The 18,936-nt window shown below is 72.4% G+C and carries 19 protein-coding genes; 13 read left to right on the top strand and 6 right to left on the bottom strand.

What is annotated here, in order from left to right:
• The first annotated feature begins 29 nt into the window (after positions 1 to 29).
• The gene (locus tag AAW13_RS21735) at positions 30 to 731 is read left to right on the top strand and encodes a response regulator (RefSeq protein WP_046733251.1); all 702 of its coding nucleotides are present in this window, start codon (positions 30 to 32) and stop codon (positions 729 to 731) included.
• A gap of 130 nt (positions 732 to 861) precedes the next feature.
• Positions 862 to 1,779, top strand: a complete 918-nt coding sequence (locus AAW13_RS21730) for a universal stress protein (RefSeq protein WP_240528677.1) — start codon at positions 862 to 864, stop codon at positions 1,777 to 1,779.
• Between the two features lie 76 nt (positions 1,780 to 1,855).
• Here AAW13_RS21730 and AAW13_RS21725 read toward each other — a convergent pair whose 3' ends face one another.
• Positions 1,856 to 2,881: a 6-phosphofructokinase gene (locus AAW13_RS21725; protein ID WP_046733250.1), complete on the bottom strand. Its 1,026-nt coding sequence runs from the start codon at positions 2,879 to 2,881 to the stop codon at positions 1,856 to 1,858.
• Between the two features lie 230 nt (positions 2,882 to 3,111).
• Here AAW13_RS21725 and AAW13_RS21720 point away from each other — a divergent pair, with 230 nt between their 5' ends.
• Positions 3,112 to 5,073 (top strand): PAS domain S-box protein, encoded by a 1,962-nt coding sequence (locus tag AAW13_RS21720; protein ID WP_079178898.1) that lies wholly within the window; start codon positions 3,112 to 3,114, stop codon positions 5,071 to 5,073.
• Between the two features lie 36 nt (positions 5,074 to 5,109).
• On the opposite strand, the gene AAW13_RS21715 is transcribed toward AAW13_RS21720, so the two are convergent.
• Positions 5,110 to 5,919 carry a DUF427 domain-containing protein gene (locus AAW13_RS21715; protein WP_046733249.1) on the bottom strand — a complete coding sequence of 270 codons (810 nt, stop codon included), beginning with the start codon at positions 5,917 to 5,919 and terminating at the stop codon, positions 5,110 to 5,112.
• A 164-nt stretch (positions 5,920 to 6,083) separates the two neighbouring features.
• Between AAW13_RS21715 and AAW13_RS21710 the strand changes: the two genes are divergently transcribed.
• From AAW13_RS21710 to AAW13_RS21695, 4 genes are read left to right on the top strand one after another with little or no spacing between them, the layout of a single operon-like run.
• Positions 6,084 to 7,328, top strand: a complete 1,245-nt coding sequence (locus AAW13_RS21710) for an ABC transporter substrate-binding protein (protein ID WP_206306263.1) — start codon at positions 6,084 to 6,086, stop codon at positions 7,326 to 7,328.
• The gene (locus AAW13_RS21705) at positions 7,325 to 8,251 is read left to right on the top strand and encodes a carbohydrate ABC transporter permease (RefSeq protein ID WP_046733248.1); all 927 of its coding nucleotides are present in this window, start codon (positions 7,325 to 7,327) and stop codon (positions 8,249 to 8,251) included. Before AAW13_RS21710 ends, AAW13_RS21705 begins: the two co-directional genes overlap by 4 nt.
• Before the next feature lie 2 nt (positions 8,252 to 8,253).
• The gene (locus AAW13_RS21700) at positions 8,254 to 9,087 is read left to right on the top strand and encodes a carbohydrate ABC transporter permease (RefSeq protein WP_046733247.1); all 834 of its coding nucleotides are present in this window, start codon (positions 8,254 to 8,256) and stop codon (positions 9,085 to 9,087) included.
• A gap of 59 nt (positions 9,088 to 9,146) precedes the next feature.
• Positions 9,147 to 9,896 (top strand): IclR family transcriptional regulator domain-containing protein, encoded by a 750-nt coding sequence (locus AAW13_RS21695; RefSeq protein WP_046733246.1) that lies wholly within the window; start codon positions 9,147 to 9,149, stop codon positions 9,894 to 9,896.
• Between the two features lie 23 nt (positions 9,897 to 9,919).
• Here AAW13_RS21695 and AAW13_RS21690 read toward each other — a convergent pair whose 3' ends face one another.
• Positions 9,920 to 10,747 carry an IclR family transcriptional regulator gene (locus AAW13_RS21690; RefSeq protein ID WP_063777105.1) on the bottom strand — a complete coding sequence of 276 codons (828 nt, stop codon included), beginning with the start codon at positions 10,745 to 10,747 and terminating at the stop codon, positions 9,920 to 9,922.
• Positions 10,748 to 10,917: 170 nt separating this feature from the next.
• Here AAW13_RS21690 and AAW13_RS21685 point away from each other — a divergent pair, with 170 nt between their 5' ends.
• From AAW13_RS21685 to AAW13_RS21665, 5 genes are all read left to right on the top strand, one after another.
• Positions 10,918 to 11,823, top strand: a complete 906-nt coding sequence (locus AAW13_RS21685; protein WP_052768722.1) for an ABC transporter substrate-binding protein — start codon at positions 10,918 to 10,920, stop codon at positions 11,821 to 11,823.
• On the top strand, positions 11,820 to 12,650 hold the full coding sequence (locus tag AAW13_RS21680; protein WP_046733245.1) for an amino acid ABC transporter permease: 831 nt from the start codon (positions 11,820 to 11,822) through the stop codon (positions 12,648 to 12,650). The genes AAW13_RS21685 and AAW13_RS21680 overlap by 4 nt, the downstream gene beginning before the upstream one ends.
• The gene (locus AAW13_RS21675) at positions 12,650 to 13,399 is read left to right on the top strand and encodes an amino acid ABC transporter ATP-binding protein (protein ID WP_046733298.1); all 750 of its coding nucleotides are present in this window, start codon (positions 12,650 to 12,652) and stop codon (positions 13,397 to 13,399) included. The genes AAW13_RS21680 and AAW13_RS21675 overlap by 1 nt, the downstream gene beginning before the upstream one ends.
• Positions 13,396 to 14,316, top strand: a complete 921-nt coding sequence (mmuM, locus tag AAW13_RS21670; protein ID WP_071659630.1) for a homocysteine S-methyltransferase — start codon at positions 13,396 to 13,398, stop codon at positions 14,314 to 14,316. Before AAW13_RS21675 ends, mmuM begins: the two co-directional genes overlap by 4 nt.
• A 167-nt stretch (positions 14,317 to 14,483) precedes the next feature.
• Entirely contained in the window at positions 14,484 to 15,485 is a 1,002-nt protein-coding gene (locus AAW13_RS21665) for an isopenicillin N synthase family dioxygenase (protein ID WP_046733244.1), read from the top strand.
• 67 nt (positions 15,486 to 15,552) lie between these two features.
• On the opposite strand, the gene AAW13_RS44980 is transcribed toward AAW13_RS21665, so the two are convergent.
• From AAW13_RS44980 to AAW13_RS21655, 3 genes are all read right to left on the bottom strand, one after another.
• Complete coding sequence (locus AAW13_RS44980) at positions 15,553 to 15,822, bottom strand: hypothetical protein (protein WP_240528676.1); 270 nt, start codon at positions 15,820 to 15,822, stop codon at positions 15,553 to 15,555.
• Positions 15,823 to 15,853: 31 nt separating this feature from the next.
• Positions 15,854 to 16,600 (bottom strand): class I SAM-dependent methyltransferase, encoded by a 747-nt coding sequence (locus AAW13_RS21660; RefSeq protein WP_046733243.1) that lies wholly within the window; start codon positions 16,598 to 16,600, stop codon positions 15,854 to 15,856.
• A 180-nt stretch (positions 16,601 to 16,780) separates the two neighbouring features.
• Positions 16,781 to 17,764, bottom strand: coding sequence for an SDR family NAD(P)-dependent oxidoreductase (locus AAW13_RS21655; protein WP_046733242.1), 984 nt, complete (start codon positions 17,762 to 17,764; stop codon positions 16,781 to 16,783).
• Between the two features lie 230 nt (positions 17,765 to 17,994).
• On the opposite strand from AAW13_RS21655, the gene AAW13_RS21650 reads away from it, so the two are divergent.
• Complete coding sequence (locus tag AAW13_RS21650) at positions 17,995 to 18,918, top strand: class I SAM-dependent methyltransferase (protein ID WP_046733241.1); 924 nt, start codon at positions 17,995 to 17,997, stop codon at positions 18,916 to 18,918.
• The last annotated feature ends 18 nt before the right edge of the window (positions 18,919 to 18,936 follow it).

The raw sequence follows: 18,936 nt of genomic DNA, 5'->3' as shown, positions 1-18,936 counted from the left end.
GCGGCACCCGGCGAGGACGAGAGGTCGTCATGACGCAGTCACGCACCTTCACGGAACAGGACCCGATCCGGGTGTTCCTGCTGGACGACCACGAGGTGGTCCGGCGTGGCCTGACGGACCTCCTGGACGCGGAGCCCGACATCTCGGTGGTGGGCGACGCCGGCACGGTCCAGCACGCCCTCGCCCGCGGCCCGGCGCTGCGCCCGCACGTCGCCGTCCTCGACGTCCGCCTGCCCGACGGCGACGGCATCACCGTCTGCCGGGAACTGCGCGACCAGATGCCCGGCCTGGCCTGCCTCATGCTCACCTCCTTCGACGACGAGGAGGCCCTGCTCGACGCGATCATGGCCGGGGCCTCCGGCTACGTCCTCAAGCAGATCAAGGGCTCCGACCTGGTCTCCGCGGTGCGTACCGTCGCCTCCGGCCAGTCCATGCTCGACCCCGCGACCACCGCCCGCCTGATGCGATCGCTGCGCGCCGACCCCGCCGAGACGCCCGCCCTGCCGGCCGAGCTCGCGGGCCTGTCCCCCCGCGAGCGCGACATCCTCACCCTCATCGGGGACGGCCTCACGAACCGCGAGATCGGCAAGAAGCTCTACCTCTCCGAGAAGACCGTCAAGAACCACATCTCCCGCCTGCTCGCCAAGCTGGGCGTCCAGCGCCGCGTCCAGGCCGCGGTCCTCGCCTCCCACCTCGAACAGCCGGGGTCCGGTGGCCATCCGCCGAGGTGACGGTGGCGGCCCGCGGCCCTGCTCGCGGCGGGCCGCGGTACCTCGCCTGCGGGGCCGTACCGGGGCCGCCGTGGAAGAGTGAAGGAGCAGAGCACGTGAGTGAACGGGGACCGGGGCCGAGGAGGGCGTGATGAGCCACCCCGTGCTGACCGGGGCCGAGGAGGGCGTGATGAGCCACCCCGTGCTGACCGGTGTCGACGGATCCGCGCACAGTCTCGCCGCGGCCGAGTGGGCGGCGCGGGAAGCGGTGCTGCGGGACGTCCCGCTGCACGTCCTGCACGCCGCTCCGCCCCTTCCCGGCGACGTGGTCCCCCGCCAGGCCGAGGAGACGCTGCGCCAGGTGGGCGAACGCATCGTCCAGGAGGTGATCGCCGACCTCTCGGTCCGCCATCCGGCTCTGCGGACGGCGGCTGAGCAGCGCGCCGAGGACCCGGCCGAGGCCCTTCTGTCGGCCGCGCACGGTTGCGGGCTGCTCGTGGTCGGTGCCAGGGGCTCGGGCGGCTTCGACGGCCTCGCGGTGGGCTCGGTGGCCCTTCGGGTGGCGGCCGCGGCCGGCCTTCCCGTCGTCGTGGTGCCCGGACCGCGGCCGGGCGCCCCCGGCAACGGCGTACGCCCGGTGGACGCCGTTCCGCGGGTCGTGCTGGGTCTCGACGCGCACCGCCCGGCCGACGGGGTGGCGGACTTCGCGTTCGGGGCGGCCCGGTCGCGCGGCGCGGTGCTCCGGGCGGTGCGGGCGTGGGCCCTGCCCGCCGCGGCCGTGTCGCCCCGGACCCTGTTCGTGGCCTCGGAGGACCGGGCCGCCTGGGAGGACGAGGAGGTCCTGCGGCTGTCCGACGCCCTGCGCACCCGGCAGGAGAAGTACCCGGAGGTGACGGTCCGCGCGGACGTCGTCCTGCTCCATCCCGCGGAGGCCCTTCTGAACGCGTCCCGGGGAGCCGACCTGCTGGTCGTGGGCCGGGGCGGCGGCCGGGACCGGCTGGGTCCGGTCACGCACGCGGTACTGCACCACACCGCCCGCCCGCTGGCGGTCGTACCGTACGGCGGCTGAGCCGCCGGCACCCCGGAAGGGCCACACCGCGAGGGCGTGTCGCGTCGTGAGGCAGGCGGGACTTTCGCAGCACGCCCTAGCCGAAGAACACCCCGAACTCGTCGTACAGCGCCGGATCGACCAGCTTGGTCCTGGCCTCGGTGCCCGGGATCGGGACCCGTACGATTCTGGTGCCGCTGAGGGCGACCATGGTCCCGAAGGCGCCGTCCTTGACGGCGTCGACGGCGTGCAGTCCGAAGCGCGTGGCCAGCCACCGGTCGAAGGCGCTCGGGGTGCCGCCGCGCTGGACGTGACCGAGCACCGTCGTACGGGCGTCCGTGCCGGTGCGCCGCGAGATCTCCCTGGCCAGCCACTCCCCGATCCCGGACAGCCGCACATGGCCGTACTCGTCCAGCGACCGGTCCTTCAGGACCATCTGCCCCTCCTTGGGCACGGCCCCCTCGGCGGTGACGACGATCGGCGCGTAGTGGAACTCGAAGCGGCTCTTCACCCACGCGCACACCTGGTCGATGTCGAACGGCCGTTCCGGGACGAGGATCACGTTGGCACCGCCCGCGACACCCGCGTGCAGGGCGATCCATCCGGAGTGCCGGCCCATCACCTCCACCACCAGGGTGCGCATGTGCGACTCGGCGGTGGTGTGCAGACGGTCGATGGCCTCCGTCGCGATACCCACCGCCGTGTCGAAACCGAAGGTGTAGTCGGTACCGGGCACGTCGTTGTCGATCGTCTTCGGCACGCCGACGATCCGGATCCCCTGCCGCCCCAGCTCCGCCGCCGCGCCCAGCGTGTCCTCGCCGCCGATCGCGACGAGCGCGTCGACACCGTGCCCGGCAAGGGTCTCCCGGATCCGGGCGACACCGTCCTCGTGCTTGAACGGGTTGGTGCGGGACGACCCGAGAATGGTGCCGCCGCGTGGCAGGATGCCCCGTACCTCGGGAACGCCCAGCGGCACCACCCGGCCCTGGATCACGCCGAGCCAGCCGTCCCGGAAACCTGCGAACTCGAAGCCGTACTCCTGGACGCCCTTGCGGACGACGCTGCGGATCACGGCGTTCAGACCGGGACAGTCACCGCCACCGGTCAGTACCCCTACCTTCATGGTCTCCCTCCCCCTCCGTGCGCGGGTGAGGTTCTTCGTCGCTCGTGCCTCCATTCTCGGCGACCGCACTCCCGGCGGCGACTCACAGGTCACGCTCACGGAACGGCCAACCAGTGCGCCGCACCAGACAGGTTCGGCCGGTCACGGCCAGTAAACGACTTCTCCTCCCCCGAGCGCGCCGAACGCGCTGGGATTACCGCATTCACAGGCGGGAAAGGGGTGGGGCGGACATGGCCGGCTCCATCGAAGGGGAACGGACGCGCGGGATCGTCACGCCGTCGGCGCATCCCTGCTCGTGCGGCCGTTCGGGGGCGCCCGGGCGCGGGAACGGCGCCGCGGAGGAACGCTTCCGCGGGCTGCTGGAGGCCGCACCGGACGCGATGGTCATCGTCGACGGCTCGGGCATCATCAAGCTCGTCAACGCGCAGACAGAAGCGCTCTTCGGCTACCGGCGCGAGGAACTGCTGGGCCGTCCGGTGGAGTTGCTGATACCGACCCGCTTCCGCAGCCAGCACACCCGGCACCGGGGCGGCTACTCGGCCAACCGCCAGGTCCGGCCGATGGGCGCCGGCCTGGAACTGCACGGACTGCGGGGAGACGGCACCGAGTTCCCGGTCGAGATCAGCCTCAGCCCGATGGAGACCGAGGAGGGGCTGCTGGTGTCCGCCGCCGTGCGCGACGTCAGCGACCGCAAGGCCGCCGAGGCCCGGATCAACGAACTCGCCGCCCTCGTCGAGTCCTCCCAGGACGCGATCCTCGCCAAGACCCTCGACGGGTACATCACGTACTGGAACGCGGCGGCCCAGGACCTCTACGGCTACACCGCCGAGGAGGCCATCGGGCGGCACGTCTCCATGCTCGCCCCACCCGAACTCCGCGGGGACATCCACGCGTTGCTGGCCCGGCTGCGCAAGGGCGAGAAGGTCGAGCACTTCGAGACGCTGCGCGTGACCGGCTCGGGCACGCTGCTCGACGTGGACGTCACCCTGTGGCCGACGCGGGACACCCGGGGGCGGGTCGTCGGAGCGTGCGCCATCGTCCGGGACATCAGTGACCGCAAGCGCGCGGAGGCCGAGCTCACCGCCCTGTACGAGCAGCAGCGGCACATCGCCCTGACGCTCCAGCGCAGCCTGATGGGCACCCCGCCGGCGCTGCCGGGCCTGGCCACCGCCAGCCGCTACCGGCCCGCCACCCAGGGGGCCGGGGTGGGCGGCGACTGGTTCGACCTGATACCGCTGGGCGCCGACCGGGTGGGCGTGCTCATCGGGGACGTCATGGGCCGTGGCCTGGAGGCCGCCGCCGTCATGGGCCAGTTGCGGTCGGCGGCGCACGCGCTGGCCAAGACCGGGATGGAGCCCCGGCTGCTGATGCAGGCCCTGGACTCGTGCGTGGCCGACCTCGATGTCCCCGACCAGCTCGTCACCTGCTGCTACCTGGTCATCGCACCCGACTCCGGGACGGTGACCGTGTGTTCGGCCGGCCATCTGCCGACACTCGTCGCGGGCGCCGCCGACGGCACGGTCGGCATGCTGAACTCGCCCGTCAACGCCCCGCTGGGAGTGGGCGGCATCCTCTACGAGCAGTCCTGTACGGCCGTCCCGCCCGGGGCGACCCTCGTGCTCTACACCGACGGGCTGATCGAGACCCCGGGCAGTGACATCGAGGGCCGGGTCGCCGAACTGAGCGTCGTCCTGGAGAAGTTCTTCACCGGCACGCCGTGTCTGGAGACCGCCGCCGACCATGTGCTGGCGAGTCTGCTGCCCGACGCCGAGAGCCACAACGACGACGTCACCCTGCTGCTGGCCCAGCTCCCGGCCGGGCCGCTGGCGGTGCTGACCACCGATCTGCCGGCCTGCCCGTCCTCGGTGCCGGCGGGCCGGGCGTTCCTGCACAAGGCGCTCACCGCCTGGGACTGCGCCACGGACGCGGACGACGCGCTCCTGCTGCTGTCGGAGACCCTGACCAACGCCGTCCAGCACGGCGAGGGCCCCATCGGCCTCCATCTGCACCGCACCGCCACCGACCTCACGGTCGAGATCAGCGACCGCAGCCCGCAGCTGCCCCGGCCCCGTCAGGCCGCCGAGGACGAGGAGTCCGGCCGGGGCCTGCTGCTGGTTCGGACGCTCGCCGACAGCTGGGGGGTGCGGCCCACGGACGAGGGCAAGACCACCTGGTTCACCCTGCGGCTGTGAGGAGGTGCGGTGGGCGGCGCCGCTCGTCGCGCGCCGTCACGTCCTCGGGCCGGACGTCCGGCTGAAGTGGGTGACCGGGCGTTCCTGAGGCTCGCCGTCGACGGTGATGTCCACCTCCTCGTTGTAGAAGGCGAGCAGGTCCTTGATCGGGGCGACCGCGGCCAGCGGGTCCGGGTAGCTCCAGACCAGGTTCGGCGGCACCTCCGCCCCGCCCCGCAAGGACCAGTACGCGGCGGTTCCCTTGTAGGGGCAGCCGGTGTGGTGGTCGGTCGCTTCCAGCAGGTCGAGGCGGACGTCCTCGCGCGGGATGTAGTAGCGCGTGGGCAGACCGGTCTCGAAGAGCAGCACGGGCCGGTGGGTGTCGGCGACGGCCGTGCCACCGGCCGACACCTGGACATGGCGGCTGCTGCGGATGGCGTCCACCCGTTTGTGCGGGTCACGGGGGTGGACGAAGATCTCTTCCTCCTCCTCGTACCAGTGGTCGAGGCCCCTGCCGCTGCGCCGGAACCATTCGAAGGCGATGTGCCCGGCCAGGTCGGCGGCGGGGAAGGTCCAGGCGGCGTTCTCCAGCAGCTCGCCGTCGAGGTCGAGGTCGTAGAAGATCCGCGAGCCGGTGTGGGTGCCGATCGGCGGGTCCGCCGCCGGACGCAGGAGGTCCTGCCGTACGTCCGAATGCGGGAACGCGTAGAGCGGGACGGGTACGCCCGGTTCCCAGACCAGGACGGGACGGCGGCTGTCGACGACCGTGACGTCGCCCTTGCGGCCGCGCACCCAGCGTTCGCCGGGCTCCCAGAGGAGGCCTTCGGGGGTGGTCCGCAGCGCTCGGAGGGTGGGGTGCGTGGTCATCTCGGTGGTCCTCCGGTCATCTCGGTACTCCTCCGGTCGGCTCGGGACGGTGGCGTCGGCGAAGGCGGCAGCCCTCTCGATTCGGACAGACCGCACTCCCGTCGTGATCCCACCCCATGATTGATCGTTGGGCCGTGCAACGACAATCGTCAGGAGCACGCACCATGACCATCAGCCGCAGGACACTGCTCGCCGCGGGGCCGGCCGCCGGACTGCTCACCGCCTGCGGGTCCGACACCGGACGGGGCGACGACGCCGGCGCGGGACCGAGACTGTCGCAGTGGTACCACCAGTACGGCGAGACGGGCACCGAGCAGGCCGTGGAACGGTACGCCGCCGCGTACCCGAAGGCGAAGGTCGGCGTGCAGTGGCGACCCGGCAACTACGACCAGCAGACCGCCGCCGCGCTGCTCACCGACTCCGGTCCCGACGTCTTCGAGGGCAGTCCCACCCTCGACCAGATCCAGGGCGGCCAGGTCGTCGACCTCACCGACCTGCTGGACGGCGTCAGGGACGACTTCCATCCCGCCGCGCTCACCCCGAAGACGTACGCCGGGCGGATCTGGGGCATCCCGCAGGTCATCGACACGCAGCTGCTCTACTACCGCAAGAGCCTGCTGAGCGACGCCGGGGTGAGGCCGCCGGACACCCTGGACGCCCTGGTCGACGCCGCCGCGAGACTGACCACGAAGAAGGTCAAGGGGCTCTTCCTCGGCAATGACGGGGGAGCCGGCGTCCTCGGCGGAACTCCGCTGTACGCGGCGGGACTTCGGCTGGTGACCGATGACGGCAAGGTCGGCTTCGACGACCCGGCCGCGGCCCGTACCCTCGCCAGGCTCCACCGGTTGTACGCCGGCGGGTCCCTGCTCCTCGGGGCCCCCGCCGACTGGTCGGACCCGTCCGCCTTCCTCCAGGGCCTGACCGCCATGCAGTGGTCCGGTCTGTGGGCGCTGCCCCGGGTGCAGCAGGAACTGGGCGATGACTTCGGGGTGCTGCCGTTCCCCGGGGACGGGCCGGGCGCGGCCGCCGTCCCCGTCGGCGCTTACGGGGCCGCCGTCAGCGCCCGCAGCAGGCACCGGGACACGGCCAAGGACTTCGTGAAGTGGCTGTGGATCGAACGCACTGACTACCAGGAGGACTTCGCGCTCTCCTACGGCTTCCACATCCCCGCCCGCATCTCGCTGGCGAAGAAGGCCGACAGGCTGAAGACGGGCGCGGCCGCCGACGCCGTCCGTCTCACCACCGAACACGGCTACGCCCAGCCGCTGTTGTGGACCCCGGCCGACCAGACCGCGTATCAGGACGCGCTGAGCCGGATCATCCGGGGCGGGGCGAACCCGGAGAGCGAACTGCGGGCGGTCGTCCGGAAGGTGTCGGCCGAACTCGACCGGGTGAGGAGGAAGTCGTGACGGCGCACGGTGCCACGGCCCGGCGTCGGGTACGCAACCGCGCGCTCTGGTTCTGGACCTTCGTCGGTCCGTTCGCGGTCGGGCTCGGTCTGTTCACGTACGTCCCGCTGCTGTGGAGCGTGGCCCTCAGCTTCTTCGACGCCCACAACACCGTCACGCCCACCGACTTCGTCGGCCTCGACAACTACACGGCCCTGCTGTCGGACGACGCCTTCGTCGACAGCCTCCGCACCTTCCTCGTCTTCACCGCGTTCATCGTGCCCACGACGTACGTGTTCTCCCTGGCCCTCGCCCTGATGGTCAACCGGGTACGCCGGGCCCGCGCGTTCTTCCGGTCGGTGTTCTTCCTTCCGGCCGCGTGCAGTTACGTCGTCGCCGCCCTCATCTGGAAGATGTCCCTGTTCAACGGCGTGCGGTTCGGGCTCGCCAATACCGTGCTCGGCTGGTTCGGCGGCGATCCGGTCGCCTGGCTGTCCGGCACCGATCCGCCCTGGTACTGGCTGGTGATCGTGACGGTGCGGCTGTGGCTCCAGACGGGCTTCTACATGATCCTCTTCCTGGCCGGGCTACAGCGGATCGACCCCGGGCTGTACGAGGCCGCCGCGGTCGACGGTGCCCGGCCCGGCCGGCAGGTGCTGTGGCACATCACGCTGCCCCAGCTGCGCGCCACGTCGGTCGCGGTCGTCCTGCTCCTCGTCATCAACGCCTTCCAGGCCTTCGACGAGTTCTACAACCTCCTTTCGGACACGCGCGGTTACCCGCCCTACGCCCGTCCGCCGCTGGTCTACCTCTACTACCTCGCCCTCGGCCAGGGACAGAACCTCGGGCTCGGCAGCGCGGGCGCGGTGATCCTCTCGCTGGTCGTCGTGGTCGTGACGGTGGGCCAGGCACGCTGGTTCGGTCTGGGCGGGAGGGAGGAGTGACGATGGAGGACGCGGTGGTACGGGTCGGCCGCGCGCTGCGGCTCGTCCTGCTGGTGGTGCTGGCCCTGCTCTTCCTCGTCCCGTTCTACCTCCTCGTGCGCAACGGGCTGTCGAGCGAGCGGGACGTCACGGCCCCCGAATGGGCGTTCTTCCCTTCGGAGTTGCGCTGGGCGAACGTACAGGAGCTCTTCGACGACCCCTCCGTTCCCTTCGCCCGCTCCCTCCTCAACTCCGCGCTGATCGCCGTCGCGACGACGGCCGGCACACTGCTGCTCGCCTCGCTCGCCGGATACGGCCTCGCCCGCGTCCCCTACCGGCACGCGAACAAGGTCTTCTACGCCGTCCTCGGCACCCTGGTGGTCCCGGCCGCCGTCACCTTCGTCCCGAGCTTCGTGCTCGTGTCGTCGCTGGGCTGGATCTCGACCTACCGGGGGCTGATCGTCCCGACCCTGTTCCCGGCCTTCGCCTGCTTCGTCTTCCGGCAGTACTTCCTGGGCTTCCCCACGGAGTTGGAGGACGCGGCGCAGGTCGACGGGCTCGGTTACTGGCGGACGTACTGGCTGATCGTGGTGCCGAACGCACGGCCCGTCTTCGCCGCCGTCGGGACGATCGTGTTCATCGGCGCGTGGAACTCCTTCCTCTGGCCCCTGGTGATCGGGCAGGACCGCGACGCCTGGACGGTGCAGGTGGCTCTCTCCTCCTTCACCACGTCCCAGGTCGTCAGGGTCCACGAGCTGTTCGTCGCGGCGGCGGTGTCGATCCTGCCGTTGCTGGCGGTGTTCCTCTGCTTCCAGCGGTGGCTCGTGGCGGGCGTCGAACGGTCCGGGATCGACTGAACGAGCGCGGGGCAGCCGGGGCTGCGCCGACCCGCGCCGGCATCGGTAGCATCCAGGGCATGGACTTGGCGACGGGTGCACTGCCTCGGGGGCTCGGGCTGGTGGAGCGGGTGATCCGGGGGGAGCTCGACAGCCGCGGTGGACCCGGGGTGGTGCGGCTGGCGGCGGAGAGCGGGCTGGACAAGGGGCAGGCATCGCGGCTGCTGCGGGATCTGGTGAACACCGGGACGCTCGCCAGGGAAGGGCACGAGTTCCGCGCCGGAGCGGATCTCCTGGCCGTCGCGGCCGAGGCGGGCCCGTGGGGAGTGGAGAGCCGGGCGTTGCTGCGGGCGCTGGTGGTCCGGTTCGGGGCGTGTGCGTACGTGGACGTGCTCCGCGGGGCGATGGTGCTCTCGGTGCGGGCCGAGCTGGCGGCCTGGGCCGAGTTCGCCTGGGCGCGGGCGGGGCGGCTGACGCCGGTCTGGTGCACCGGGGCGGGGCGGGCGCTGCTCTTCGGCCGTTCGCGGGCGGAGGTGGCACAGCTCCTGGACGGTGAGGACTTCATCGGGGCGGGCGGCCCCTACGCGCCGCGGAACGTTGATGATCTGCTGGCGCGCGTCGCCGCGGACGCCGGACGCGGGATCGCGGTGTGCGAGAGCGAGTACGACGAGGACGTGCTGGAGGTCGCCGCTCCGGTGCGGGACGCGCGCGGGGACGTGGTGGCGGCGGTCACCGCGGTCGTGCCGCACGCGGCGGCCAGGGACGACCGCGACGAGATCGTCGCCGCGGTCGGTGACGCGGCGGCGCGACTGGCCTCGCCGCCCGCCTGAGTCCCGGGCCGGGCCACGGGCCCTCAGCCCCGGTCCGGCTCCGGGCCCGGAGCCGGGTCCGTCTTGCCCGCCGCCTCGTCCGGCTCCGGGTCCGTCGAGCGCAGTGCGGCGGTCAGCCAGTCGCTCCAGCGCACCACCGACTCCGCGCAGGCCGCCGTCGCCGGTTCCAGACGGCGGCGCGGACCGACGACCTGTACGGCGGCGACGACCTCGCCCCGGAAGTCCCTGACCGGTGCCGCGAGCGAGTACAGACCGGGCTCGGCCTCCTGGTCGACGACCGAGTAGCCCCGCTTGCGGGCCGCGTCCAGACGGGCGAGGAAGTCGTCCAGGTCGGCCGGGGTGTTGGGCCCCTGGCGGACGAAGGCGGTGCGGGCGAGGACGGCGGCGACCTCGGCGTCGTCGGCGTCGAACAGCAGGGCCTGTCCGGCGTCGCTGCAATAGGCGGGGTAGGCGCGGCCCACCCAGGACACGAACGAGGACAGCGCCGGCGGCATCGACTCCAGGACGGTCACCGAGCTGGCGCCGCGCAGGACTCCCAGGTAGGCGCACTCCCCCGTGTCGGCGGCGACGCCCTCCAGCGCGGTGCGGCCGTCCCGGCGCAGTCTCGCCTCGGTGATCTGCTGGGCGCGCGCGTACAGCTCCCAGGCGACGGAGTAGCGCAGCGACGCGGGATCACGTTGCAGGAACCGGGCCGCCTCCAGGCTCCGCAGGATGCGGGAGACCTGACTGCGTTCACGGCCCAGCAGCGCCGCGACCTCGGCGGCGGTGTGGCCGTGCGGGTCCCGCGCGGGGTGCTGGGCGAAGAGTCGGAGTACGGCCAGGCCGCGTTTCAGGCTGCTGTCGGTGGTCATCGCGGGCCGAGCATAGCGCCGGGCCGTCGGGGCACCGCGCGCCATCGTTGCGCGGACATTGCAGGTTCATTGCAAGGTGCGTGCATGATGAGCAACTGCACTTGTCTATTGCGCATCCGGAGATAGTCTCCAGCCATCCCTCGCACGCCAGGATCATTCAGGAGTTCGTCTTGTCCGCTCTGCGCCCGCCCGTACTCCTCGGCTCCGCGATACTGCTCCTGGCGGGCTGCGCCGACCCCTCCGGGCCGGCCGGTGCGTCAGCCGGCACGCCGTCCGGCACCTCTTCCGCCGCCACCACCGCGATCTCGGAGAACGCCACGCTCGCCGCCGAGGTCCCGGCCGCGCTGAAGGCGAGCGGGATCACCGTCGCCAGCGACGTCAGCTACCCGCCGATGGACTTCTTCGCGGCCGACAACAAGACGGTCGTCGGCGCCGAGGCCGACCTCGACAAGGCCCTGGGTACCGTCCTCGGGGTCAAGGTGACCGTCGTGAACGTGCCCTTCGACTCGATCCTGCCCGGCCTCCAGTCGGGCAAGTACCAGCTCGGCGTCTCGTCCTTCACGGACACCGCCGAACGGGAGAAGGTCGTCGACTTCGTCACCTACTTCGACGCGGGCACGTCCCTTCTGGTCCCGGCCGGAAACCCGAAGGCGCTCGAGCCCGGAGGCGACTCGCTGTGCGGCCGGGCCGTCGCCGTGGCGAAGGGGTCCACACAGGCGCTCGTGGACCTGCCGGCCCGCGCCAAGAGCTGCACGTCGCCGATCAGGGTCAGCACCTTTCCGGACGGCACCGGTGTGAACCTGGCCGTCACCAGCGGCCGCGCCGACGCCGCCCTGGCCGACTCCCCGGTGGCCGCCTACGCCGCCAAGCGGTCCGGCGGCAAGCTGGAGGTCGCCGGCGACTCCTACGGCAACGCGCCCTTCGGCATCGCCGTACCGAAGAACAGTGAGCTGACCGCGCTGCTCAAGTCGGCTCTCGAGGACCTGAAGGCGAGCGGCGGCTACCAGCAGGTGCTCGCCAAGTGGGGCCTGGAGTCCGGCGCCCTGAGCAAGTTCGAGATCAACGCCGCCTCATGAGCGCCGAGTTGCCGGTCTACCGGCGCCGCAGGCCGGGCCGGTGGGTGCTGACCCTCGTGGTGGTGCTCCTGGCCGCGAGCCTGGCCCGGTCGCTGATCACCAACCGGCGCTTCGGCTGGGACACGGTCGGTGCGTGGCTGTTCAGCCGGACGGTGATGACCGGCCTGGCGACCACCCTGGAACTCACCGCCGCCGCCATGGTGATCGGGCTCGCGCTCGGCGTCACGCTGGCGCTCATGCGGCTGTCGGACAACCCCGTGGCCCGGGCGGTCAGTTGGGCGTACATCTGGCTCTTCCGGGGCACCCCGCTGCTGGTCCAGCTGCTGTTCTGGGGCTTCATCTCCGCGCTGTACCCGACACTCTCGCTGCATCTGCCCTTCCTGCCGGCGATCGGTGACGTCCCCGCGAACTCGGTCATCACGACCTTCACCGCGGCCCTGCTCGGTCTCGGCCTCAACGAGGCCGCCTATCTCGCCGAGATCATCCGGGCCGGGATCGTCTCGGTCGACCACGGGCAGCTGGAGGCCGCGGACGCGCTCGGACTGTCCCGGGGCAGGACCCTCCGCCGGATCGTCCTGCCCCAGGCGATGCGCGTGATCATCCCGCCGGTCGGCAACGAGACCATCTCCATGCTCAAGACGACGTCGCTGGTGAGTGTGCTGGCCTACGCGGAACTGCTGTACTCCGTGCAGATCGTGTACGCCCGCACCTACCAGACGATCCCGCTGCTGATCGTCGCCAGCATCTGGTACCTGGCCGTCACGACCGTGCTGAACATCGGCCAGCACTACCTGGAACGTCACTTCGCGAAGGGCGGCAGCCGATGATGATCGAGGCCACCGGTGTCCGCAAGTCCTTCGCCGGACGGGAAGTGCTGCGCGGGATCGACCTTCGCGTAGCGCGCGGGACGGTCACCTGTGTGATCGGCCCCTCCGGTTCGGGGAAGTCCACCTTCCTGCGGTGCGTGAACCATCTGGAGCGGCCCGACGGCGGCCGGATCCTGGTGGACGGGGAACCGATCGGGTACGAGCCGTACCGGGACGGGGTGCGCGAACTGCGCCGCCGTGACCTGGCCCGGCAGCGCCGTGACATCGGCATGGTCTTCCAGCGCTTCCACCTCTTCCCGCATCTGACGGCCCTCGCCAACGTCGTCGAGGGACCGGTCGGCGCGGGCCGCCCCCGCGCCGAGGCCACCGAGGAGGCACTGGCACTCCTCGACCGCGTCGGCCTGGCCGACCGGCGCGACGCCTACCCCGCCCAGCTCTCCGGCGGTCAGCAGCAACGGGTCGCCATCGCCCGCGCGTTGGCCATGCGCCCGAAGCTGATGCTGTTCGACGAGCCGACCTCGGCCCTCGACCCGGAACTGGTCGGCGAGGTGCTGGACGTCATGCGCGGCCTCGCCGCCGACGGCATGACGATGCTCGTCGTCACCCACGAACTGGGCTTCGCCCGCGAGGTCGCCGACGAGGTCGCCTTCTTCGACGACGGTCGGATCGTGGAGTCCGGACCGCCCGGCCGCGTCCTCACCGCCCCCGACCATCCCCGTACCCGCGACTTCGTGACGAGAGTGCTGTGACGACCTTCCGCGACGCCCTGGCCGCCGGCCCCCTCGTCCTGGACGGCGGCATGTCCAACGAGCTGGAGGCCCAGGGCCACGACCTGAGCGGCGCCCTCTGGTCCGCCCGCCTGCTCCGCGACGAGCCCGACGCGATCGCGGCCGTCCACCGCGCCTACTTCGCGGCGGGCGCGCAGGTCGCCATCACGGCCGGCTACCAGGCCACCTACGACGGTTTCGCCCGGCTCGGCATCTCCCGCACCGAGACCACGGCACTGCTGCGCCGCAGCGTGTCCCTGGCCCGGGAGGCCGCGGAGAGCGCCGAGCCCGCCCAGTCCGGGACCGTCGGGAGGCGCTGGGTCGCGGCGTCCGTGGGCCCGTACGGCGCGATGCTGGCCGATGGCTCGGAATACCGCGGGAACTACGGTCTCACCGTGGCCGAGCTGACCCGTTTCCACCGCCCCCGGCTGGAGGCCCTGGCCGAGGCGGCTCCCGACGTCTTCGCCGTCGAGACCATTCCCGACCTGCGGGAGGCGGAGGCGGTACTCACCGCCCTGGACGGACTAGGCATCCCCGCCTGGCTCTCGTACAGCGTCCGCGGGACGACCACCAGCGCGGGCCAGCCGTTGACCGAGGCCTTCGCGCTGGCCCGCGGCAGCGAAGCCGTGGTGGCCACGGGCGTGAACTGCGCCCCCGCCGCCGCGGCGGCCGCCGCGCTGGCCCTGGTCACGGGCCTGCCCGGCGTCGTCTACCCGAACGGTGGCGGCACCTGGGACCCCGAAGCCCGCGGCTGGCTGGGCGCTCGGGACGAGATCGCGGACCTCGCGCCCGCCTGGCTCGGCGCCGGCGCGGCGCTCGTCGGCGGCTGCTGCCGGGTCGGGCCCGCCGAGATCAGGGAGCTGGCCGACCGCGTCGGCATCGCGCCGGCCGACAGCTGAACAGCATCCCGGCCGACCCCGGCCACACCATCCCGAGGCCGCCCCCGGCTGAACGGCATCCCAAGGCCGACCCCGGATGAACAGCGTCCCGAGGGCGGCCCCGTCCGACCCGCCCCCGCTCCCCCGCCTCCGCCTCGTACACGCACCTCGCGCAAGGAACGCCACCCATGTCCCAGCCCGCCGCCCTCCCGGTGATCGACCTCTCCGCCCCCGACCGCGAAGCGCTCCACCGGGCCGCCCGCGACGTCGGTTTCTTCCAGTTGGTCGGTCACGGCGTCAGCCTCGCCGAACAGGACCGGCTGCTCGGTGCCGCCCGCGACTTCTTCGCCCTGCCCGAGGCCGACCGGCACGCCCTCGACAATCTCGGCTCGCCCCACTTCCGCGGCTACACGCGGATCGGCAACGAGCACACCCAGGGCCGCCGCGACTGGCGCGACCAACTCGACATCAGCAACGAGCTGCCCGCGCACGTGCCGGCCCCCGGCGAGCCGCCCTACTGGTGGCTGGAGGGGCCGAACCAGTGGCCCGCTGCCCTCCCCGCGCTCAGGGAGGTCTCGCTGGCGTGGATGGCGCGACTCAGCGCGGTCGCCCACCGGTTGCTGCACGAGCTGCTCGCGGCCGTCGGCGGCCCCGCGGAGTTCTACGACGACGCCTTCTCCGGCCACCCGCGCACCCACCTCAAACTGGTCCGCTACCCGGGGCGGGCCCCGCAGGGGGACGACCAGGGCGTCGGCGTGCACAAGGACTACGGTTTCCTGACCCTGCTGCTGACGGACGAGGTCCCGGGACTCCAGGTGGAGACGCCGGACGGGCGGGACTTCATCGACGTGCCGTACCTGCCGGGCGCGTTCGTGGTGAACCTGGGCGAGTTGCTGGAGGTCGCGACGAACGGCTACCTGAAGGCGACGAACCACCGCGTGGTCTCTCCTCCGGGATCGCGTGAGCGCTTCTCCGCACCGTTCTTCTACAACCCCCGGCTCGACGCCCGCGTCACCCCGCTCCCCTTCCCCGGGGCCTCGGACGCGAAGGGCGTGACGGAGGACCCGGACAACCCGCTGTTCGCGGAGTTCGGCTGGAACGAGCTCAAGGGCTGGGCCCGCGCCCATCCCGCGGTGGTGCGGAAGCATCATCCGGAGCTGACGATCGTCCCGCGCACGGCTGGTTCCTGACGCGTACGGTGACGTGTGACACCGCGCGCCCGGCACAGGTGCCGGCCCTCGGGTTCCGGAACGGTGCTCAGGTGTTGGTGCCCCGGGCCGTCACCGGCCAGCGGTCGACGACCTCGCGGTCCCGGCGACCAGTAGTTCGTCGACGAGGTGCACGGGCGTGCGGACGTGGTCGGGGACGACGGCGAGCACCTCCCCGAGGCGTGTCGGTGCCGAGGGCCTTGCTGCCGACGTCCAGCACGAAGCGGTCCGGGGCGGGAACGCCGACCACCCGGACGTCGAGCCGCAGCTCCCGCAGGGCCTGCGCGGCCTCGCCCAGTGCGCGCTCCGAGGTGATCATGGCAGGTGGGCGCACCGGGATCGCCGATCCGTCAGCGTGCGTCCACGGCAGCGCGCCGGAACAGGGCCGTCCAGAGGAAGGGTTCGCCGAAGTACGCGGAGTCGGCCGGTTCGTCGCGCATCGGCCGGAGTTCGACCTCCGTGAGGTCGGCGAAGATCCGGCGCAGGGACTCCGGTGTGTAGGCGAGTCCGCCGTGGAGCCGGGCGTCCCGGTAGAAGGCCGCGTCCGGCAGGTCGGATCCGCCGTGCTCTCCGTCGGTGAAGCAGGTGAGTGCGAAGTGACCGCCGGGTGCGAGGAGCCGGTCGAGCAGGGCGAGGTAGCTGACGCGGCGGTGGGGTGGCAGGTGGTGGAAGCAGCCCGAGTCGTAGATCAGGTCGTAGGGTCCGTCCAGTTCGGTGCGGGCGAGGGTGAAGGCGTCTCCCTGGTGGAACCTGATGTGGGCTCCGGCCTCGCGGGCGCGTTCCTCGGCCCAGCCGACGGCCGCCGGGGAGAGGTCGACCGCGTCCACCTGGAAGCCGCGGGAGTCCAGGTGGAGCGCGTTGCGTCCGGGGCCGCAGCCCAGGTCCAGCGCCCGGCCCGGGGGGACGAGACCGCGGGCGAGGTAGGAGGCGAGGTTCTCGTCCGCCTTGGCCTGGAAGAACGGCACGGGTCTGGAACGGTCGGCGTAGAAGGTGTCCCACCAGTCGGCCGCGTCGCCCGTCCAGCGGTCGGCGTCGGGTGTGAACAGGTCGTCAAGGAGTGTCAGTACGTCCTCGACGGTGCGGATGTTCCGGTCCATCCGGCCCCCTTTCGCGATGGGGTGACACTACGGCCGGACGGTATGAAATCCCAGCTCATCAGGTGTGACGCGACGGCGTGCAAGGCCGGCGTGGAGGTGACGGCCGGCCGGCCGGGGCCAGGCTCACGGCCCTGCCCGCGCGGCCGTCCCTCCCCCCGCCGAACGGCGTCACGGCACCTTTCAGAGCAGCGCCGAAGGCACTTTCCGAAGTCGCTGTCCGAGGACGGTGGCGGGGTCGACGCCGGTCAGGTCACGGCTCGCGTCCCACAACCGTGCCGCCACCGACCTGTCGGCGACGTGACTCCACACCGGTTCGGGACGGGGTTCGCCGCGCAGGCCGAAGACGCGGGGTCCCCACAGCAGACCGCCGTGCACGGAGGGGTCGAGCACCGCACGGACGGCCGGCCATGCGCCGGCGTCCTTGCCCTGGACGAGGAGGGCCGCGGGTGCCCCGCCCAGTCGGGCTTTTGCGCTGCGCGCGTGGACCGGAGGCCGAGAGGGGGTGAGGGAGTCCAGTGCGCCGCCGGGATGGGCCACCACGCTCGTCACCGAACTGCCGGCCGCCCGCAGCCGCCGGTCGAGTTCGACGCCGAAGGACATCTGCGCCAGCTTGGAGCGTCCGTAGGTGCGCTTGGGCCGGTAGTCCTCGCGGGACTGTAGGTCGTCCAGATCGAGCCGTTCGGACTTGGCCGCGAAGCTGCCCGTGGTCACCACCCGAGCCGCCGGCGCGGCCGAGAGCAACGGCATCAGCCATCTGGTCAGCGCGAAGTGACCGAGATGATTGGTGGCGAACATGAGTTCAAGGCCGTCCGCCGTCTCCCTGCGCGGCGGATCGTCGAGCGCGACGCCTGCGTTGTTGACCACCGCGTCCAGGCGCCGCACGCCCAGGGCCGCCACCGAGGCCGCGAGCGAGGAGAGGTCGGCCAGGTCCAGCCGTACGGCCCGTACCCGCGCGTCGGGGACATGCGCGCGTATCGACGCCATGGCGGCCTCGGCCTTCGCGGTGTCACGGCTGCCGAGTACGACGGTGGCCCCGGTCGTCGACAGCTGTTCGGCGACGAAGTACCCGATCCCGGCGTTGCCGCCGGTGACCAGGAAGACACGCCCGTCGGCACGCGGCAGACGGCGCACGTTCCAAGGCTGACGGGCGGATTGGGACGACATGAGGACGGGGCTCCCTTGCTGCCGGAGACGGTGTGGACGGGACCGCGCCGGTGGGCGGCCCGGTGTCCACGGTTCCAGCGGGCACCGACAGACGGCCGACGGATCACCGACAGGTCCGGGCCTCGACCGACATCCCACCGACAGCCCGAGGTCCCGGACGCCAGGGCACCGTCCGGTCCGACCGCGCAGGGTGGCCGAGGGGTTGCGCGCATGGTGTTGAATGCGAGCCCATGAGCGTGAGTGGACGTGCGGCGAGCCGGACGGCGGTGCTCGTCTGTCAGGGGCGGGCGGCGGCGGACGGGACGACCGCCGCGGGGCGGTTCACGGATCCGGTGGCGGTACGGCTGCTGCGCGCCGCGGAGCGGGTGCCCGTGGACGAGGTGCGCGCGGGCAGCGTGCCGCAGGGCTGGCAGGCCCGGGTCGCGTACGAGAGTGTGCGGGCCTGCGCGGAGGTGGTCGTCCCGCGGACGATCGCGATCGACGAGGCGTTGCGCACCCACGTCACCGGCCAGCTCGTCATCCTGGGCGCCGGTCTGGACACCCGCGCGTGGCGGCTGTCCGCACTGGCGGGGACCGATGTGTGGGAGGTCGATCATCCGGCCTCACAGCAGGACAAGCGGGCCCGTCTCGCCGACGCCGCCCCCCTGCTCCGCGGTCCCGGGGAGAACGCCGCGGACAGCGTCGGGGCGGCGGCCGTCGCCCGGTCCGTGCGGTTCACGCCGGTCGACTTCGCCGTCGATGAGCTCGGTGCGGCGCTGGCGGCGGCCGGCCACGATCCGTCGGCGCCGACCACCTGGCTGTGGGAGGGGGTCGTGCCGTACCTCACGCGTGACGAGGTACGGGCCACGGTGGCGGAGCTCGCCACCCGGACCGCACCGGGCAGCACGCTCGTCGTCAACTACCAGGCCCCGTCGCCGAGGGCGACCGCAGGGCGTCATCTCGCGCGCGTGCTCGGCGGTTCCGTGACGTCCGGTGAGCCGTGGCGCTCGCTGTGGAGGCCGCCGCGGATGGCGGCGCTGCTGGCGTCGTACGGACTGGAGGTGGTCTCGGACGACGATCTCCTCACCCTGGCGCACGCGTCGGGCGGCCCGGTGGAGCGGCGGTCGTCCCTGCGGTCCGGCCGTGTGGCCGTCGCGGAGTGCCGGCGGGGGTGAGCCCGTCGGCGCCGGCCC

The organism is Streptomyces humi, from assembly GCF_001005085.2.
GTDB classification, from domain to species: Bacteria; Actinomycetota; Actinomycetes; order Streptomycetales; family Streptomycetaceae; genus Streptomyces; species Streptomyces humi.
Note: the sequence above shows the minus strand (reverse complement) of the source record. Positions and strands in the feature narration are given on the sequence as shown.

What these genes read in the sequence shown, in the direction of transcription:
- AAW13_RS21680 (WP_046733245.1), top strand. Translation starts at nt 11,820, where the DNA reads ATGAGCGCCGAGTTGCCGGTCTACCGGCGCCGCAGGCCGGGCCGGTGG.
- AAW13_RS44980 (WP_240528676.1), bottom strand. Translation starts at nt 15,822, where the DNA reads ATGATCACCTCGGAGCGCGCACTGGGCGAGGCCGCGCAGGCCCTGCGG.
- AAW13_RS21655 (WP_046733242.1), bottom strand. Translation starts at nt 17,764, where the DNA reads ATGTCGTCCCAATCCGCCCGTCAGCCTTGGAACGTGCGCCGTCTGCCG.
- AAW13_RS21715 (WP_046733249.1), bottom strand. Translation starts at nt 5,919, where the DNA reads ATGACCACGCACCCCACCCTCCGAGCGCTGCGGACCACCCCCGAAGGC.
- AAW13_RS21675 (WP_046733298.1), top strand. Translation starts at nt 12,650, where the DNA reads ATGATCGAGGCCACCGGTGTCCGCAAGTCCTTCGCCGGACGGGAAGTG.
- AAW13_RS21710 (WP_206306263.1), top strand. Translation starts at nt 6,084, where the DNA reads ATGACCATCAGCCGCAGGACACTGCTCGCCGCGGGGCCGGCCGCCGGA.
- AAW13_RS21660 (WP_046733243.1), bottom strand. Translation starts at nt 16,600, where the DNA reads ATGGACCGGAACATCCGCACCGTCGAGGACGTACTGACACTCCTTGAC.
- AAW13_RS21730 (WP_240528677.1), top strand. Translation starts at nt 862, where the DNA reads ATGAGCCACCCCGTGCTGACCGGGGCCGAGGAGGGCGTGATGAGCCAC.
- AAW13_RS21735 (WP_046733251.1), top strand. Translation starts at nt 30, where the DNA reads ATGACGCAGTCACGCACCTTCACGGAACAGGACCCGATCCGGGTGTTC.
- AAW13_RS21725 (WP_046733250.1), bottom strand. Translation starts at nt 2,881, where the DNA reads ATGAAGGTAGGGGTACTGACCGGTGGCGGTGACTGTCCCGGTCTGAAC.
- AAW13_RS21665 (WP_046733244.1), top strand. Translation starts at nt 14,484, where the DNA reads ATGTCCCAGCCCGCCGCCCTCCCGGTGATCGACCTCTCCGCCCCCGAC.
- AAW13_RS21650 (WP_046733241.1), top strand. Translation starts at nt 17,995, where the DNA reads ATGAGCGTGAGTGGACGTGCGGCGAGCCGGACGGCGGTGCTCGTCTGT.
- AAW13_RS21695 (WP_046733246.1), top strand. Translation starts at nt 9,147, where the DNA reads ATGGACTTGGCGACGGGTGCACTGCCTCGGGGGCTCGGGCTGGTGGAG.
- AAW13_RS21720 (WP_079178898.1), top strand. Translation starts at nt 3,112, where the DNA reads ATGGCCGGCTCCATCGAAGGGGAACGGACGCGCGGGATCGTCACGCCG.
- AAW13_RS21690 (WP_063777105.1), bottom strand. Translation starts at nt 10,747, where the DNA reads ATGACCACCGACAGCAGCCTGAAACGCGGCCTGGCCGTACTCCGACTC.
- AAW13_RS21700 (WP_046733247.1), top strand. Translation starts at nt 8,254, where the DNA reads ATGGAGGACGCGGTGGTACGGGTCGGCCGCGCGCTGCGGCTCGTCCTG.